This is a genomic window from Arenibacter antarcticus, assembly GCF_041320605.1.
In the GTDB taxonomy this organism is placed as follows: Bacteria; Bacteroidota; Bacteroidia; order Flavobacteriales; family Flavobacteriaceae; genus Arenibacter; species Arenibacter antarcticus.
On sequence record NZ_CP166679.1, the window covers coordinates 2,339,306 to 2,357,156 of the forward strand.

Sequence of the window (17,851 nt, forward strand, 5' to 3'; positions counted from 1 at the left end):
AATCCAAATTTTATACAAGATGGATAGTTATGGATTCTTAAAGTGGTTGTCTGAAGTGGTGCCATAGCCTTGAAGTACAACGCGATATATCTTAAGGAGTACTTACTTCCTAATTATGTCCTTATTTATTTCACCCCTGAAATTGATTGTTGATATCTTTAACTATGGATATTTTCCAATAAAATGGAAATATTCCATAGTTTTGTACAATGAACAAGTCAATTTTGCATCTGGATCTCGATACCTTTTTTGTTTCCGTAGAACGGTTGCTCCATAGCGAACTGCTTAAAAAGCCTGTAATGGTAGGCGGTACGGGACAGCGGGGAGTGGTGGCTGCCTGTAGTTATGAGACTCGACGTTTTGGCGTGCGTTCGGGTATGTCCATGCAGATGGCAAAACAACTGTGTCCGGAAGCAATTGTAATCAGGGGCAATGCCGGTACCTATATGAAACATTCGAACCTTATTACCGATATCATACGAGATACGGTTCCTTTGTTCGAAAAAACAAGTGTAGATGAGTTTTATGTAGATCTAACGGGGATGGACCGATTTTTTGGCAATTATAAGTTTGCTATAGAGCTGCGCAAACGTATCATTAAAGAGTCAGGACTGCCTATTTCATTTGGCCTGTCACAGAACAAAATTGTAAGTAAAGTGGCTACCGGTGAAGCGAAGCCCAATAATCAGTTGAAAATCGACTATGGCTATGAAAAGCAATTTTTAGCGCCTTTGGCAATTAGAAAGATTCCTATGATAGGGAAAGCCTCCGCCCAAACTTTGATTCATATGGGTATAGACCGGGTAAAATTAATTCAAGATATGCCAGTAGAAATGCTGATGACAGTATTGGGAAAAAATGGGCGTACTATTTGGAACCGTGCCAATGGAATAGATAATTGTCCAGTAATCCCTTATTGCGAGCGAAAATCCATAAGCAATGAGCGAACTTTTAACCTGGACACTATAGATGTGCAGAAACTTCGTGACACCCTTACCGCCATGGTAGACACTCTAGCCTATCAATTGCGGTTGGGAGATAAAATGACAGGATGTGTCTCGATAAAAATCAGGTATTCTGATTTTCAGACCTATAATAAGCAAATACGGATTCCTTATACAAGTGCCGATCATATATTGCTGCCCACCGTGATGGAACTATTTAATAAATTGTATGGGCGAAGAATTTTAGTCCGGTTGATCGGGGTAAAATTTTCCCATCTTGTTGGAGGGCATTACCAGATCGACCTTTTTGATGACAATGAGAAGATTCTAGAATTGTATAGATCCTTAGATAAAATACGTAATCGTTTTGGGGCAGGAAGTATTATGAAAGCTTCGACCTTGGATGTGAAATCCGTAATATCGGGTAGGAACCCCTTTGATGGGGAGCCTCCCGTTCTCTTGGCCCATAGAAATCAGTAATGTACATCAATTGCCACTCCTATTATTCCCTACGCTATGGGGTGCTCTCTGTTTCACAATTATTGGAACTTGCGAAGCTGAATGGCGTCAATGAAATGGCATTGACCGATATCAACAGTACTTCTGCCTGTTTGGAATTTATAAAAGAAGCGCCTATGTATGGAATAAGACCTATAGTGGGTGCCGATGTCCGCAATGTTAATGACCGCTGTTATGTAAGTTTGGCAAAGAACAATGGAGGCTTTTTGGAACTGAACCAGTTTCTGACAAAACACCTTCATACGGGCACCAAATTCCCAGAGGTGCCGCCCTCATTTCAGAATGTGATCAGTATAATTCCATTTGAAAAAGTGTTGGAATATGAAATGGAGAGTTTCGCCCCGGATTGGTATATAGGTATTTCTGTAGCGGAGCTGAACAAACTGAAGTTTTCGCGTTTGAAAGAATTTAGAAATAAATTGGTTTTGTTACAGCCTGTAACGTTTTGTAAACAAACCCATATGAACATTCATAGGCTTTTAAGATGTGTAGATCATAACATCGTCTTGAGCAAGCTACCGGAATCGGAGCAGGGAAGTAAAAAGGATAGGATGTACCCCATTTCTGAGCTTTATGAATTATTTGAAGGTTTTGAGGGTATTTTGGATAATACCAAACGAGTGATGGGACAATGTTCCGTTAGGTTCAATTTTGATGAAGAGCGGGAAAATCAAAACCAAACCACCTATTTAGATTCCAGCGGGGAAGATTTCGACTTATTGCTTGCCTTGGTAAACGAGCGAAAGCATACAAGGTATAAAGTTTTGACCAAACAAATAACCGATCGAATAAAACGAGAGTTGGACGCCATTCAACAAATGGATTTTGTATCCTATTTCCTTATTAATTATGATATTCTACAATACGCTATTAAAAATGATTACCCCTATATAGGTAGGGGAAGCGGTGCCAATAGCGTAGTGGCCTATATACTTGGTATCACCAATGTTGATCCGATAGAACTGGATCTTTATTTCGAACGCTTTATCAATTCGTATCGTTCTTCCCCGCCAGACTTTGACATTGATTTTTCTTGGAAGGACAGGGACGACGTTACCCGCTATATTTTTGAACGTTTTCCCTATACCGCCCTAATGGGAACGTATGTTACTTTTCAGTATCGAGCGGTGGTACGGGAATTGGGGAAAGTATTTGGGTTGCCGAAAGCGGAGATAGATGATTTTCTAAAAGGAAATAATCTGCATAGTAAGAACGACCATTATTTTAAGTTGGTCGCGAAATATGGACAGCTGATCCATGGTTTTCCAAATTACCTGAGTGTGCATTCAGGGGGGATAGTCATCACCAAACAGCCCGTACAGGCCTATTGTGCGACTTTTATGCCCCCAAAAGGATTTCAGACCTTACAGATAGATATGCATATTGCGGAGAAGGTAGGAATATTCAAATTTGATATCTTGGCCCAACGTGGACTTTCTAAAATTAAGGATGCAATAGAACTGGTAAGGACGAACCAGCCAAATGCCAAATTAAAGGATCTAAATGATACGGATTTTTTTAAAAACGATCCTGCCATAAATAATTTATTAAAAACGGGGGATTGCATGGGTGTTTTTTATGTAGAATCCCCAGCTATGCGCACTTTGATGACGCGCTTACAAACACAGGGTTATCTAGGGCTGGTAGCAGCGAGCTCTATTATTAGACCAGGGGTGACCAATGGTGGGATGAAGAATGCCTATATAGAAAGACATCGTTTTCCGGAGAAAAGGACAGAGGCCCATCCCGTGCTTTTAGCGATTATGGCAGATACCTATGGAGTAATGGTCTATCAAGAGGATGTGCTTAAGGTAGCGCATTATTTTGCTGGCCTTAGCCTTGCGGAAGCGGATGTATTGCGAAGAGGGATGAGTGGAAAAGGTAGGAGCAAGGAGCAGTTTGATGCCTTGGAAAAAAAATTCTATGAGAACTGTAAGGATAAGGGATATGAACCTAAGGTGATAGTAGAGGTCTGGGACCAGATAAAAGCGTTTGCAGGATATGCTTTTGCCAAAGGCCATTCTGCTTCTTATGCGGTAGAAAGTTATCAAAGCTTATATTTAAAAAAATATTTCCCGTTGGAATTTATGACCTCCGTTCTCAATAACGGCGGCGGTTTTTATAACTACGATACTTATATCAATGAAATATTACGCTGTGGAGGAATGGTCGAAAACCCATGCATCAACCATAGTGATCATGGCAATACCATAAAAGGTAAAACTGTTTATCTGGGATTTGGCATTGTGAAGAATCTTGAGCACAGATGTATCCAACGGATCTTAAATGAACGACAATTGTACGGGGATTTTAAAGATTTCAATGATTTTTTAGAGCGTTGTAGAATAGGTCTGGAGCAACTTATGTTATTGATACGCATCAACGCATTTAGACTCTTTGAACCGAACAAACAAAGATTGATGTGGAACGCCCATATGGATGAAAATTCTATCAGAAGCAAGAGCCCACAACCACAGTTGTTTAAACCTAAAAGAATAAATTACAATTTACCCGTGTTAAAGGGCGATTCAATTATAGATGCCTATGACAATCTGGAATTAATGGGATTTACACTGCAAAATAATTTTTCATTGATCCGCCCTGGCAAATATCCCATAACCTTGGAAAAGGATTTTAAGCACAATGTGGGCAAAAGGATTACTATTGTGGGAAAACTTGTTACCTCTAAAACCACGAAGACGTCCAAGGGAGACCATATGGCATTTTCCACATTTTTGGATCTAGAAGGAATATGTTTTGACAGCGTACAATTTCCTAAAATTAGGGCCAAATACGCTCTGAAAGGAATTGGGATATATTGGATCAAAGGTATGGTCACAGAAGATTTAGGGTATTATGCAATTACCACGGAAGAGCTTTATAGGGTACCTGTAATTCCAGACCCTCGATATTCTGAAGAACAAAAAACCCAAAAGAATATTTAGTTTAGTATCGAGATACCTAGGAACTTTGTGTTTTTCTGAAAGTGGCCGTATTAGTTCACTCGGTATTTCATATTTTTCTTATTTAAAAACAAAGAAAAACCTCCGATGGAGAGGTTTTTCATATTACAAAAGACCTATCATTATTCCTTTAAGAACGAAATCAAAATCTCGTTCAGTTCATCGGCATGGGTAACGTTCAGTCCGTGCGGGGCACCTTCGATAACCTCATAACGATTGTCTGTAATACCCTCCGCTGCCTGCTTGCCAGAAGTTTTTATCGGTACGGTTTGGTCCGCATCGCCATGTACAATGAGCGTTGGTACGTTTACGTTTTTGAGTTCTGGTCTAAAATCGGTATCCATCCAGGCCAATGCTGTTTCAATGGTCGCTCTTGGGGAGGCGAAAGAAGCCACAATAAAATCGTAATCTAGTTGGGCTTGACTCACCTTGTCCTTATTATCCTCGAAGTTGTAGAATCCTTTACTGAATTCTTTCAAAAAGCCCACCCGGTCGGATTGCAGGTTATCAATAATTCCGTTTAAAGCGTCCTGCGGTACACCATCGGGATTGTCATCTTTCTTCTTGACCAAGGGAATTATCGAACTTATCAATGCAACTTTCGCAATGCGGTCGGTTCCGAAATTGGTCAGATAGCGAACTACTTCGCCACCCCCCATGGAAAAGCCTACTAAAACGCAATCCTTTAAATCCAATTCCTTAATTATAGAATTAAGGTCGCTCGCCAAGGCCGAGTAGTCATACGGCCCCCATGGCGACGAGGAAGTTCCGAATCCTCTTCTGTCATAGGCAATACAACGAAATCCTTCTTCTACGATTTTCCAAACTTGTTGTTCCCATGACTTGTGACTCAGGGGCCAGCCGTGAATCAGAATCACAGGTTGGCCTTCGCCATAGTCCTCATAAAATATATCGACTTGTTCTTTTGCGTTGGTATTTGTTATAAAAGGCATTTGCTTTGTTTTAGGTTAAAATTCTATCGAGATTATCCCTATAGAATAAAATTACTGCACCGAATCGACCTGTGTATCATGTTGAACCCGCAAGTCATGGTCAACCATATTGCATTAAGCTATCATGTTCCCCTGACCAGGCCGGCATATTTGCGTGCTTTTGCTATCGCTTTCTGCTATGCTTGGCTTCGTACCCTATTGTAACTTCCACAGGGTCATTTCACTTTTATTGATTGTGTCAGCAACTGAAATAAATAATGTAAAATTGTCATTACTGAAGGGTACTTAATATTCGTTACGGCTGTTTCTCAAATTTATCTTCTAAAATAGTCGCATATTGAAGCTGCTGTTAATCCTAAACATTAAAAAGCTATCACAAAAAGATTAGTATTCGAAAAAATTAGCTCTAGTGAGACATGAAAATTTACATTTTGAAGAAAATTCAAATTTGTTCTACATTTTTCGTATCTTTTTAAAATGATAGATGCAACTTAAACTGCATTTAATTAGCTCCTTATGGTTCAAAAATGGTTTAAGACCACTTTTATTCCATTTTTTAATGACAATGTTCCAGTCATGTATTTTGTTTCAGCATTTTCTAAAACAAGTTATTAAGCACCCCCATAGCTTTTAATTGCAAATGGATTTAAGAGGAGTTTATCCTTTGTAAATCAAAATGATTTTCTTGTGTTTTTTGTGATGTAGTTCACTTAAAATCAATTGGCCTTCATTTAAAACCATAGGGAAAATTATCTATTCCAAAATGGTTTTTAAGTTGTTTTATACTGGTGTAACTGAAAGATAAAAAATGTTTGCGTTCACAACATTTCCGAATTATCGCCAGCTCGATCAGATGGATTGCGGTCCCACTTGTCTTAAAATTATCGCCAAACATTACGGTAGGGAGCTTAGGCTGGATTATCTGAGAAGAATCTCAAGTTTAGAAAATGAAGGAGTGTCCATGTCCGGACTTTCCGATGCTATGGTAACGATTGGGTTGGATGCCATTGGAATACGGACTAATTTAAAAGAGTTAGTGAACGATGTTCCTCTGCCAGCTGTTGCACACTGGGAAAACAATCATTTTCTGGTGGTTTACAAAACGACCAAAAAGTCCATATATGTTTCTGATCCCGCAATAGGACTGGCCAGGTACGGATATACAGAATTTATGGAGAAATGGGCTTCCAAAAATGGAAAGGGGATTCTCTTATTAGCAGAACCAACACACATTTTCAAGGAATTCAATGATGAAAATGTATCCTATAGCGGCATTGCATTTCTGAAAAGGTATCTTTTACCTTTTAAAGATTATATCGGACAATTATTTCTGGGGATTTTTCTGGCCTCAATAATTCAGTTGTTACTACCTTTTTTAACCCAGAGCCTTGTTGATTATGGTATTGACTATGGAAATCTCAATTTTATCCATTTGATCGTAATCGCCCAAATCTTTCTTTTTCTTACAATATTGGCATCCGAAATTATCCGTGATTGGTTATTGCTGCATATGTCTACCCAAATAAATATTTCGATGGTATCGGATTTCTTGGATAAAATATTGTTGTTGCCAATTGCTTATTTTGATTCCAAATCTACAGGGGATTTTATGCAACGAATTTATGACCATCATCGTATAGATGAATTTTTAGGAGGGCGCTCTCTTTCCATTATTTTTGATTTGTTCAGCATTTTGGTATTTGCAGTTGTTCTGGGATACTTCGATATAGAGATTTTAGTGATTTTTCTTATAGGTACTTCGCTTTTTATGGGTTGGACCTTACTTTACTTAAAAAGAAAAGCTCTATTGGATCATCAGCTCTTTAACTTGAACCGAAGAGAGCAATCCTTGTTGCTACAAATGATTACCGCGGTGCGAGAAATAAGGCTGAACGGATCTGAAAGACGACGAAAATTGGAATGGAAGAAGTTGCAGATTAGATTATATAGCCTGAAAATTAAGATTCTCAGGGCAGATCAGGTCCAGTTAAAGGGAGGATCTCTTTTTAATGAAATGACCAACATATTAATTATTTTTTGGTCGGCCAAAGCTGTAGTTTATGGGGAGATTACACTCGGTGCCATGTTGGCCATTCAATTTATTGTAGGCAGTCTTTCCATTCCTATTGCAAATACGCTGGATTTTATTGTCGGATTGCAACGGGCAACACTTTCCCTAAAACGATTATCCGAAATCCATTCCCAGGAATTGGATATAATGTCCCATGGAGATACCTCTGCTTTGGAACTTGGTGATATTATTATTACCGGTCTGGATTTCCGATATGGGGAAAGAACCGCCCAGAAGGTATTGCACAATATACATGCTACTATACCTAAAAATAGAGTTACAGCTATCGTGGGTCCCAGTGGCTCCGGAAAAACTACACTTTTAAAAATTCTCCTCAAAATTTATCAGCCTAACAATGGTAATATCCTTATTGGAAAGGAGAATTTAAAATATGTAAGTCCAAAAATATGGATAGCGCATTGTGGCGCAGTCCTCCAGGATAGTATGTTGTTCAATGATACTTTGGAGCGAAATATTACTGAATCAAATTCCAATCGGCCTACTAATCGAAAACTTTTGCGAGAAGCTGTGCAAATGGCCAATCTTACCGAATTGGTCGAGAATCTTCCCTTAGGTTATAATACCAGAATAGGGCATTGGGGCAATACTCTTAGTGGAGGTGAGAAACAGCGCATGTTGATTGCTAGGGCAATCTATAATAACCCGGATTATCTTTTCTTTGATGAGGCTACAAGTGCTCTTGACGCCAAAAGCGAAATGATGATTACAAAGAACTTAAAATCATTCTATTCCGGTAAAACTGTAATCCTTGTCGCCCATCGACTATCCACGGTCCGCAATGCAGATCAAATCTTGGTTATGGATAAAGGGAGGATTGTGGAACAGGGTCATCATCATGAATTGTTGAAAAGAAAAGGAAGGTATTATGATCTCATTTCAAATCAACTGTGAGCGCTATGGAAGATAGAGATAATTATCCTTACGAAGAAAATGCCTATATAAAAAGGAAACCCACATGGATGATAAGAAGGGGAATAGCTATGGTGTTCGTTTTTTTCGTTATGGTCATGATGTTTGCTTCCCTTTTCTCCTATAATGAAAGTATAAATACATCTTTGGTATTGACAACAGAAGATCCACCGGTACATTTAAGGGCTAAACAAATCGGAAGAATCCTTGATATTAATAACAGTCCAAATGATATTGTTTCCAAAGGAGATATTTTAGGGGTTTTGGAAAACACGGGAAATGTACAGCATATAATGAAGCTGAAACAGAAGCTAACTTCAGAACAGCCGAAATTTCTAGATTTTGAGCTTTTTAAAAATCAGTTCCCTACTCATTTAAACCTTGGGAATCAAATTAGACCCCTTTACAACGATTTTTTAAATGCCTATCGTGATTTATTATTGTATCAGAATCTAAATGATGAAGAACTGAAAGAGTCTGAGCTTGAACAGCGATATCAAGGTCAGAACAATACAATAGAGAATAAGCGATATGAAATTCAAGTGCTTCAACGGGACCTAGAGATTTCCAGAACTGATTATGAACGCTATAATGGGTTATTTGAAAAAGGAGTGATATCTCTGCAGGAATTGGAGCGGACCGAAAAACTTTATTTAAACGTTCAAAGGCAATTTTCGAATCTAATTCAAGAATTATCCCAACTCCAAATAGAACAATCCTGGCTAAAGAACAATCTTTTATTGTTTCAAAATTCTAAGAGCAAAAATAACAGCGCCCACACGTCTAAATTGGAATCTGAAAAACAGGAATTATTGGCTGTATTAAAAGAATGGGAGGACATGTACTTATTAAGAAGTCCTATTTCTGGTCGTGTTTCTTTTTTAGATGTTTGGGCCAAACACCAGAATATAGAGGAAGGGCAAGTGATTTTTACTATCGTTCCTATGGATAAGCAAAAGTTATTGGGAAGGTGTCAAGTACCTATTTACAATTCTGGTAAGATAAAGCAAGGTCAGCACGTTATCATAAAATTGGATAATTATCCTTATAGAGAATGGGGTTCACTGAAAGGAAAAGTAAAAACAATTTCGGAAGTTCCTAAAGTTGGCGAAAACCAAGGTTATGTTGTGTATGTACAAGTGGACGACTTGATTACTTCTTATGGAAAAACTTTGGAATTTAAGCAAGAAATGCACGGCAACGCCAAAATTATATTAGCCGAAGTTTCTCTTATACAACGGATTTTTTACCAGTTTAGGGAACTTTGGGAAAACATAGGGTGATGGTTAAGAATTCCAATAAATATCGATCAAAAGACCTAGGCTTAGTTATCAGGGGCGTGATATTGTCTTTTCTGATTACCAATTCCTTTGCTCAAGAAGCACCATCTCTAAAGGACACCATTAAGTTGGATGTCAATCACATTTTTAATCAACCTTATGATTATATAATGGACTTGGAGGATGAGGCGTTTGAAAATATTGACCTAAACAAACTCCGCAAATTAACTGATATACATATTCGTAAGGCCAAGCTTGAGGCCAATCCTTTGGAGATGGTTAATGGGTATTATTATCGCACAATTACAGAGGTGCCAGAAATTGCAATAAATTATTCGGACTCCATAATTTTAGCGACCAAATATAGTAACCATCCAGAGCATCCTACCTTCGGCTATATTCTTAAAGCTATAATTTATTATGATAAAGGTGATTATCAGCGAGCGCTGCAGAATTATATAATAGCGTATAATCTTGCCGTGGAAAAGAAAAATTTCACCGATCAACTTACCAGCTCTATGGCTATAGCTGCAATTAGAAATTTAAACGGGCAACCGCATGCCGCTGCCGATATTTATACAAGATCATTAAAATTATTACAAAAGGAGAAGGATTACAAATACAGCAATTATAAGGATTATATCATGTTAATGCACAATCTTTCTCTCGCACACCTAAGGTTATCTCAATTAGATTCTGCTCGTTATTATTTGACAATGGGTATCGGAAAAGCGATTTCAGAAAATGACTCCTTGGAGTATCGTGATTTAATTTTAGTTGGCGCCCAGTTGGATTATTATGAAAATAATTTTCAAAAAGCCAAGGACTCCCTTATAAAATATACAGATGAATTAGAAGGGAATAGTAAAGCGGTGAAATTCTATTACCTCGGTAAAATTGCTCAAAATACAGGAAACGATGCATTGGCCATTACCTATTTCCAGCAAATTGATTCAATTGTAGAGAGGACGAAAAGACCATTTGATAAAGTTAAAGATGTTTATCAGCAATTAATTCTTCACTACGGACTTCAAGGAAATCAGCAACGGGAAATAGAATCAATTGAAAAGTTGATTTATTACGATAGTTTGATTACTTCAGAACATAGAGGGGTTATAGAGCAGGCGACTGTTGCTTACGACATCCCTTATCTTAAATTCCAGAAAAGGAAAGTAGAGGAAGAGCTCAAAGCTAAAAGTATATGGATTGTGATATTAGGGGTAGTCGCAGGAGTTGGGGTACTTATGGCCCCCTATTTCTACATTAGGGCCCGAACTACGAAACTGAAAGTAAAACGAATGCTCGACGGTACCAGTCCGCTTAAAACCTTTTCTAAAGAAGTGGGAACCCATCCCGAATCTGTTCCCAAAGAAATACGGAATGAATTGTTGTTGAAATTAGATGCGTTTGAGAAGTCGGATCTCTATTTAAAAAAAGATTTGGATATGGCCCAATTGGCACTGGAGATGGACACCAACACTTCTTATTTGTCAACGATTATCAATCATTATAAAGGAATGAGTTTCCCTAAATATATCAAAGATTTAAAAATTTCTATCGCGATAGAAAGACTTTCTAAAGACCCAGAATTATTGAAATTCAACTATCAAGGATTGGCAGAGACCTTTGGATTCAAAACCGGGGAATCATTTTCTAAAGCTTTTTATTCAAGGACCGGGATATATCCTTCCAAATTATTAAAAGAATTAAAAAATCGAGAAAATGCACGTCATTTATAAATGGCGACCAAATTTTTTAGGAAATTTTAGCAATTCACGGTAAATTAAACTAATAAGTAATTGTGTAACCTTTTAATAAATAATGTCATGAGAAAAAAAATGGAAGAGTTTAAAAGTAGAGCTTTAAAGGACCTTACCAAGATAAAAGGTGGTGGTGAAGATGGACCAATAGATACGGATAAAATAAGAAGACCAGGGAGAAAGCGCAAAAATTAATTAGGTCATTTAATTGATTTATTTGGTTTTAATTTTGATTAAATAAGGATAGAAATCATGGTAAAATACATGTTGTTATTGTGTGGTGCATTTATCACTCTTATGTCTTGTAATCAAAATAAGACGGAAAAGATATGGATCTATCCGCAACTAGAACTTAGTCCTAAAATTGAAGAATATTTTGGGACTAAGGTTTTGGATGATTATCATCAATTATCTGATTTAAAGGAACCAAAAATTCAAATATGGCTTAATGCACAGGATTCAATGGCCGAATCATACTTTTTAAAAAATGACCTTTTAGTAAATTATCGGAAGAGATTTCATAACCTGCAGGACAGAACCGTTGGCGATATCAGTCTATTAAGAGTCAGTGAATTAAGTCAGTATTTTTATTTGCGATACGATGCACTGAAAGAGATTGACGTTCTGTTTTTTAAGGAAGGTTTGTCCGAGCAAGAGTTTGAAGTGTATAATCCTTCTATAGATTACCCAGAAAACCCAAACATAACATATTTAGAGCCATCTTTTGACGGAAATAAAATAGCACTAGGGCTCGATTCCAAAGGGGAGTTTACCACCACAATCATAATTTATGACCTGGAAAGTAAAAAGGTTTTAAAAGAGATAATAACAAATATTAACCCAGACTTTGGCGGAATTGAATGGTTGCCGGATAGTTCAGGCTTCATATATCTATATTTTCCAAACATAGATCCATCCAAACCGAACTATAAAAAAGAGTCCTATTCTGTAATTCATTTTCTAGGAGATAATCCTGAGAAAAGGACTCCGATTTTCGGGATGGAAGAATCCTATAAAATTCCAGCGGATAATTATCCGAAAGTGAAGACTGGCTCGAGCTTGGATAAATATATCATTGCATATTCTGCAAAATCAGGTGATTTTTATAACAGTTTTATTGCTTCTTATAAAGATGTGAAGATGGGTATACCAAATTGGAAACCTTTCTATACTACAAAGGAAAATATATATTATGATCAGGGAGAAGTAAGAGGTAAGTACTTTATTTACAGAAGGGCCACTCCAAACGGAAATGAAATTTGCCAAGTCGATATCCAAAATGTAAACTTTGATAGTCCAATAATTTTAGCAAAGGGAAGTGGTGATAATCCCATTACCAAATTTGAAGTAACAAAAGACTATATATACTTTATTAGAGAAAAATTTGGAGTGGAAGTTTCGTTATTTAAAATTAATGAAAATAGTATTGAGACTCAACTAACTCTACCATTTGTTCCCGGTTATGCATCCTTCTTTGGGGAATCTATCACCCATAATAGAATTGGGGTGGAATTGGATGGTTGGACCTCTGACTACGTTAGATACGATATTGATTTAAAAGGGAATCTTACCAAAGAGGGTTTGAATAAAACCACATTATTTCCCGAATATGAGAACCTGATTACCGAACAGGTTATGGTTGTTTCGCATGATGGAGAAGAAGTACCGTTATCCTTAGTTTATCGAAAAGATATGGAGTTAGAATCCAAAAATGAAGTGTTTGTGTACGTATATGGTGCATATGGTATAAGTATGAGTCCGTTTTTTTCTCCCATATTTCTGGATTGGGCGGAACAAGGAGGCATCCTTGCATTTCCCCATGTCCGTGGGGGAGGGGAAAAAGGAAAGGATTGGCACCTTCAAGGAATGAAAGGTGTAAAAAGTAATTCATGGAATGATTTAATTTCATGTGCAGAATTCCTAGTTGAGAACAGATATACCAAAAAAGGATTGATTGCATTATATACTAATAGTGCCGGTGGAATTACTGCGGGTATGGCTGTTAATGAGCGTCCAGAACTATTTTCATCTTTTATTGCAGAAGTACCTAGAATGAACCCTTTCGGCCTAGAATCCGCTACTTCTAGCAGCAGTACTAGTTACATGGAATATGGTACGGTAAAAGACAGTTTGGAATTCCTAGGACTTGTAGAAATGGACCCTTATTTAAATCTTACCCCAAAAACGAAATATCCAGCAACTTTACTTATGCCAAGTAGCAATGATGACCGTATCCCTTTATGGGATAGCGCCAAATATATTGCGAAACTTCAACATTTTAACACTGCCAATACTCCCATAATATTGGATATAAACTACAAGTCGGGTCATGAGAACTCGGCTGGTTATGATGCAGAAATAGAATCATATGCCCGAATATTTAGCTTTGCTAAGTTGAATATGCAGCGTTAAAATTGACTCCTTTAGCTAATCGTCTCGTAATTAATTCATTTTTTATTATTCATTATCCCATTATTTGGTCGTCATTTATAAATGAAGGTCGCCATTTATAAATGACGCCCAATCCGATTTTTTATTCTTTATTTTTCTTATGATATTTAAAAGGCCATCCACTAAGGTTGGTTTTATAATGAATCAAGAACGGTTCAGGAGCAGGAAGGAATAAGAATCTATAAAGGACGGGAAAATGGATTGGTTACGATCTCATATAGAAATTAAATCTGGATTGATCAAGATCGAAGAATCATTCTTAAATAAGATTGTATCCTACAACAAGGCTATTTCCTATTGCCAAAATATTTTGGAGCAGTACCGTTCTGCTGTAGTTTCCGAAGGCTTCCCTGATGAAAGCGCGGAAATTCGATTTTTCAAAAATGAAAAGCCTTTTATAATGGGGCAACTTTTACGGTTTACGCATCAGTTGACTTTTGAACTTGATTTTGCAAAAATTGCCTATGCCTCTAACGAGAGTATTATTTTGCAGAAGATCCTGGAAGTAAATACCTTTTTGTCCCACCATAGGGATATAGTGCTTTATATTGAACTTGAAAATCAAGAGCTGGATGCCCAATATTTCTTGCGAAAGAACAAGGGGTTCTATACCTATCCAGGTCCGCATGGATTCAGTTTTGACCCAGAATTTAGTTCTTCCCACGATGGGCTGTTGGCCCATATAGTGGGATATCAAGGTTTTCTTCAGTTTCTTCAACAAAAGTTGAATATTTCGAGTTCCTATCCCAACAAATCCCTTCCTAAAATTGCCTGGACAGAATCTAAAGTAGCTCTTACAGAACTTGCTTTTGCCCTGTTTTATAGCGGTGCTATTAATCAGGGTAAGGCCACTTTAAAATCTATAATTCGAGCTCTAGAACAGGTAACCGGGGTGGATTTGGGGGATTACCACCATACCTCTGTCCGATTTCGGAACCGTTCCCAACCCACAAAATTTATGGATAAACTTACAAGATCTCTAGAGAATTGGATGGCCGATTTGGACGATTAAAAAATGTCAGGTCATAGCCAGTTGGCTGTTTTATATTTTGAGACGAAATCAATCAAATCACCCCCATATTTGCCTTATTCCAGAGGTATTTTCCTACTAAAAACTATAAATTCAATACAAAACCCAATTTAGCCAACTGGCTATGACTTGGCGATTCATTCCAAAACTCTTTTTCATTTTTGTATCCTAATCACAGACCAACGCAGGGGTGTTGGTCCTGTATAAAACCATTGGATATGCCAACAGCTATTATTACTACGGATGATCTGAGAGAATTTAAACTGGAACTTCTCTCTTCGATCAAGGAACTATTGAACGAGAACCAGACTAAAATGATGAAAAAGGAATGGCTCAGGAGCACCCAGGTCATGGATATGCTCCAGATCAGTATGACCACCCTTCAAGGTCTTCGGGTAAAAGGAACCCTCCCCTTTATAAAAATAGGGGGGCTTATTTTTTATGAAGCAGGGGAAATTGAAAAGGTCCTAATGGAGAATACCGTGAATCCCTTAAAGAAAAAGCGATGAACTACATACGGCACCTTAATTCTGTTTTTGGACAATTTGCTAAAGACCAAAGGCTGAATCCTACCCACATCAGTCTTTATATAGCGCTGTTCCAGTTATGGAACATCCATCGTTTTCCAACGGTATTTTATATCAATAGGGAAGAAGTGATGGCCATTGCAAAAATAGGATCAAAAGCGACCTACCATCGCTGTCTACGAAGATTGCACGATTGGAAATACATCCGGTATTTGCCTTCCCATAATCCCTATAAGGGAAGCCAAATACAGATGCTCGAATTCGGTACAAGTACTGGAACAAGTACTGGGACAACTACTGGTACAAGTAGTGAACAAGTAGTGGTACAAGCATTAGTACCTTATATAAACATTAATAAACAAAATAGAAACATTAATAAACCTAAGCTACCCAAAAGTGAAAATGAAGTTTTTAATTTTTTCAAAAAAGAAAAATGGCCCGCTAATGAAGGAAAAAAATTCTTCAACCATTACAATTCGATCGGGTGGAAATTGGGCGGAAGAATAGCGATAGAGGATTGGCATTCTACAGCTAGGAATTGGATGTTAAAGGCCGATGAAATAGAAAAAGAAAAAACGACGAACGGACCGTCCCAAAAACGGGACAACCTAAAAATCACCAAAGACAAAGATTATGGACAACCCCTCTAAAATAATCGAAGACCATCTGGAATATTCTCTTGGGGTATTTGACGGAAAGGAAGTGCTGTATGATTTTGATAAGATCCTGATTTACCTGAACGCCAAGGGGAAACTGCTTTTTGGAAACCAATTTAAAATCTATGACCAGGATCGGGACATCGTTTTTAAACTTTGCAATTACTTCATCAAAGACAGGAAGTATTGCGAAAAGGAGAATATTGATCCCCAAAAAGGCATCCTCCTGACCGGCCCCGTGGGTTGCGGTAAGACCAGCTTGATGAAGTTGATCCGCCATCTTGTCCCGATGCAACGACCCTTCGAGGTAATCCCCTCAAGAAACATAACCTTTAGCTTTAACCACTTGGGCTATAAGACCATCGAAGATTTTGGGAACAGTAGGTCCTACTGCTTCGACGACCTCGGGATAGAGCCGATAGGCCGCTATTATGGGCATGACTGCAACGTGATGGGCGAGGTACTGCTCTCGCGCTATGAACTGTTCCTAGAGACCAAGGGCAAGGTCAAGACCCATGCCACTACCAACCTGAACGCCGGAGAATTGGAAGAACTTTACGGGAATAGGGTACGCAGCCGGATGAGGGACCTTTTTAACCTGATCGCATTTGATAAGAACACAAAGGACAAACGAATTTAATACCTGAAAAAATGAAAGTAGCTACATGGAACATTGAAAACCTTTATCACCGGGACAAGGGATTGTCCAGATCCAATCTAGGTAAGTGTGCGTCCGATTGGATTCTGGAATTGGACGCCCTGATGCCCAGAATACAAAAAAGCGAAAATGATATGGCACGTATTCGGGAACTCACATTTTTATTGGGTTTTGAAAACATCGATACCCATCCCTACGCGGTAATGAGAAAAAGAAATGGGGGACTTTTTCTAAAACAACGTGATTTTGCCAACGAATCCAAAGCCTCTAGGTTAACGGATTGGAACGGTTGGGTAGCTCTGCAGACCGTAGCTGTGGACCATAAATCGACCTTACATAAAGCGCGGCTTATTGCTGAAATCGATGCCGATATTCTAGTGCTGCAAGAGGTAGAGGATAAGCCTTCGTTAATGGAGTTCAATCGGATGCTGAAAGATTTTAATATTGCGTCCTATGATCAGGTCATGGTCTTGGAGGGGAACGATGACCGTGGCCTGTCCATGGCAATTATGACCAAAAATGGATATCGGTTGGATACGGTGAGATGCCATACCGTGGATATTGCGGATGGGAGGGACCTTACGTTTGAAACGGACTGTCAAGAGTATGCGATCATTACCCCAAAAGAGGAAACAGTTTTTATACTTTCCACACAATTTTCGGGGCATAACACTGCCAAGAGAAAGCTACAGGCTCGGGAGGTTGCTGCCATTTACGATAAATTGAAAGTAGAAGGGAAGGAGCGGGTCCTAGTCTGTGGCACCTTGAACGATGTATCCTATAGCGATTGCTTGTCCCCAATACTCCGAGAGACGGACCTAGAAGATATTTCTAGGTTACCCATGTGTGAGGTAGACAAGGATAAGGGAAAAGCTGCTGGATATTTTCGGCTGGGGGCCTATCGGAAAGGGGTAAATATCAAACAGAAAGACTATATGCTTCTTTCCTATGAAATGAGCCAGAAGATAATCACATGCGGAATTAATCGTAAAGCGATGTGGCCGGAACGGAATATGAAATGGGAAGTGTATCCAACCCTTAAAAACAGAGAACATGCGGCCAGTGCACACCCTTTGATCTGGGGAGAGTTTGATATTTGGTAGTAGAAA

13 protein-coding genes are annotated in these 17,851 nt (G+C 38.3%); 12 read left to right on the forward strand and 1 reads right to left on the reverse strand.

Annotated features, from left to right (window positions below; translation table 11 throughout):
* Positions 1 to 209: 209 nt before the first annotated feature.
* Positions 210 to 1,424: a DNA polymerase IV gene (dinB, locus tag KCTC52924_RS09525; protein ID WP_251807999.1), complete on the forward strand. Its 1,215-nt coding sequence runs from the start codon at positions 210 to 212 to the stop codon at positions 1,422 to 1,424.
* Positions 1,424 to 4,408 carry a DNA polymerase III subunit alpha gene (locus KCTC52924_RS09530; protein WP_251808000.1) on the forward strand — a complete coding sequence of 995 codons (2,985 nt, stop codon included), beginning with the start codon at positions 1,424 to 1,426 and terminating at the stop codon, positions 4,406 to 4,408. Before dinB ends, KCTC52924_RS09530 begins: the two co-directional genes overlap by 1 nt.
* Positions 4,409 to 4,548: 140 nt before the next feature.
* Here the strand turns inward: KCTC52924_RS09530 and KCTC52924_RS09535 are convergent, their stop codons facing one another.
* Positions 4,549 to 5,379, reverse strand: coding sequence for an alpha/beta fold hydrolase (locus tag KCTC52924_RS09535; protein WP_251808001.1), 831 nt, complete (start codon positions 5,377 to 5,379; stop codon positions 4,549 to 4,551).
* 808 nt (positions 5,380 to 6,187) lie between these two features.
* Here KCTC52924_RS09535 and KCTC52924_RS09540 point away from each other — a divergent pair.
* From KCTC52924_RS09540 to KCTC52924_RS09585, 10 genes are all read left to right on the forward strand, one after another.
* Positions 6,188 to 8,362 (forward strand): peptidase domain-containing ABC transporter, encoded by a 2,175-nt coding sequence (locus tag KCTC52924_RS09540; RefSeq protein ID WP_251808002.1) that lies wholly within the window; start codon positions 6,188 to 6,190, stop codon positions 8,360 to 8,362.
* Positions 8,363 to 8,367: 5 nt separating this feature from the next.
* Complete coding sequence (locus KCTC52924_RS09545; RefSeq protein WP_251808003.1) at positions 8,368 to 9,663, forward strand: HlyD family secretion protein; 1,296 nt, start codon at positions 8,368 to 8,370, stop codon at positions 9,661 to 9,663.
* Positions 9,663 to 11,399, forward strand: a complete 1,737-nt coding sequence (locus KCTC52924_RS09550) for an AraC family transcriptional regulator (protein WP_251808004.1) — start codon at positions 9,663 to 9,665, stop codon at positions 11,397 to 11,399. The genes KCTC52924_RS09545 and KCTC52924_RS09550 overlap by 1 nt, the downstream gene beginning before the upstream one ends.
* An 87-nt stretch (positions 11,400 to 11,486) precedes the next feature.
* The gene (locus KCTC52924_RS09555; protein ID WP_285903391.1) at positions 11,487 to 11,615 is read left to right on the forward strand and encodes a hypothetical protein; all 129 of its coding nucleotides are present in this window, start codon (positions 11,487 to 11,489) and stop codon (positions 11,613 to 11,615) included.
* Positions 11,616 to 11,672: 57 nt separating this feature from the next.
* On the forward strand, positions 11,673 to 13,832 hold the full coding sequence (locus tag KCTC52924_RS09560; protein WP_251808005.1) for a prolyl oligopeptidase family serine peptidase: 2,160 nt from the start codon (positions 11,673 to 11,675) through the stop codon (positions 13,830 to 13,832).
* A 235-nt stretch (positions 13,833 to 14,067) separates the two neighbouring features.
* Positions 14,068 to 14,883 (forward strand): RteC domain-containing protein, encoded by an 816-nt coding sequence (locus KCTC52924_RS09565; RefSeq protein WP_251808006.1) that lies wholly within the window; start codon positions 14,068 to 14,070, stop codon positions 14,881 to 14,883.
* 236 nt (positions 14,884 to 15,119) lie between these two features.
* Positions 15,120 to 15,410, forward strand: coding sequence for a helix-turn-helix domain-containing protein (locus KCTC52924_RS09570; protein ID WP_251808007.1), 291 nt, complete (start codon positions 15,120 to 15,122; stop codon positions 15,408 to 15,410).
* On the forward strand, positions 15,407 to 16,078 hold the full coding sequence (locus tag KCTC52924_RS09575; RefSeq protein ID WP_251808008.1) for a hypothetical protein: 672 nt from the start codon (positions 15,407 to 15,409) through the stop codon (positions 16,076 to 16,078). The genes KCTC52924_RS09570 and KCTC52924_RS09575 overlap by 4 nt, the downstream gene beginning before the upstream one ends.
* Positions 16,062 to 16,724, forward strand: coding sequence for an ATPase (locus KCTC52924_RS09580; RefSeq protein WP_251808009.1), 663 nt, complete (start codon positions 16,062 to 16,064; stop codon positions 16,722 to 16,724). The genes KCTC52924_RS09575 and KCTC52924_RS09580 overlap by 17 nt, the downstream gene beginning before the upstream one ends.
* A gap of 11 nt (positions 16,725 to 16,735) precedes the next feature.
* Complete coding sequence (locus tag KCTC52924_RS09585; RefSeq protein WP_251808010.1) at positions 16,736 to 17,845, forward strand: endonuclease/exonuclease/phosphatase family protein; 1,110 nt, start codon at positions 16,736 to 16,738, stop codon at positions 17,843 to 17,845.
* Positions 17,846 to 17,851 lie beyond the last annotated feature (6 nt).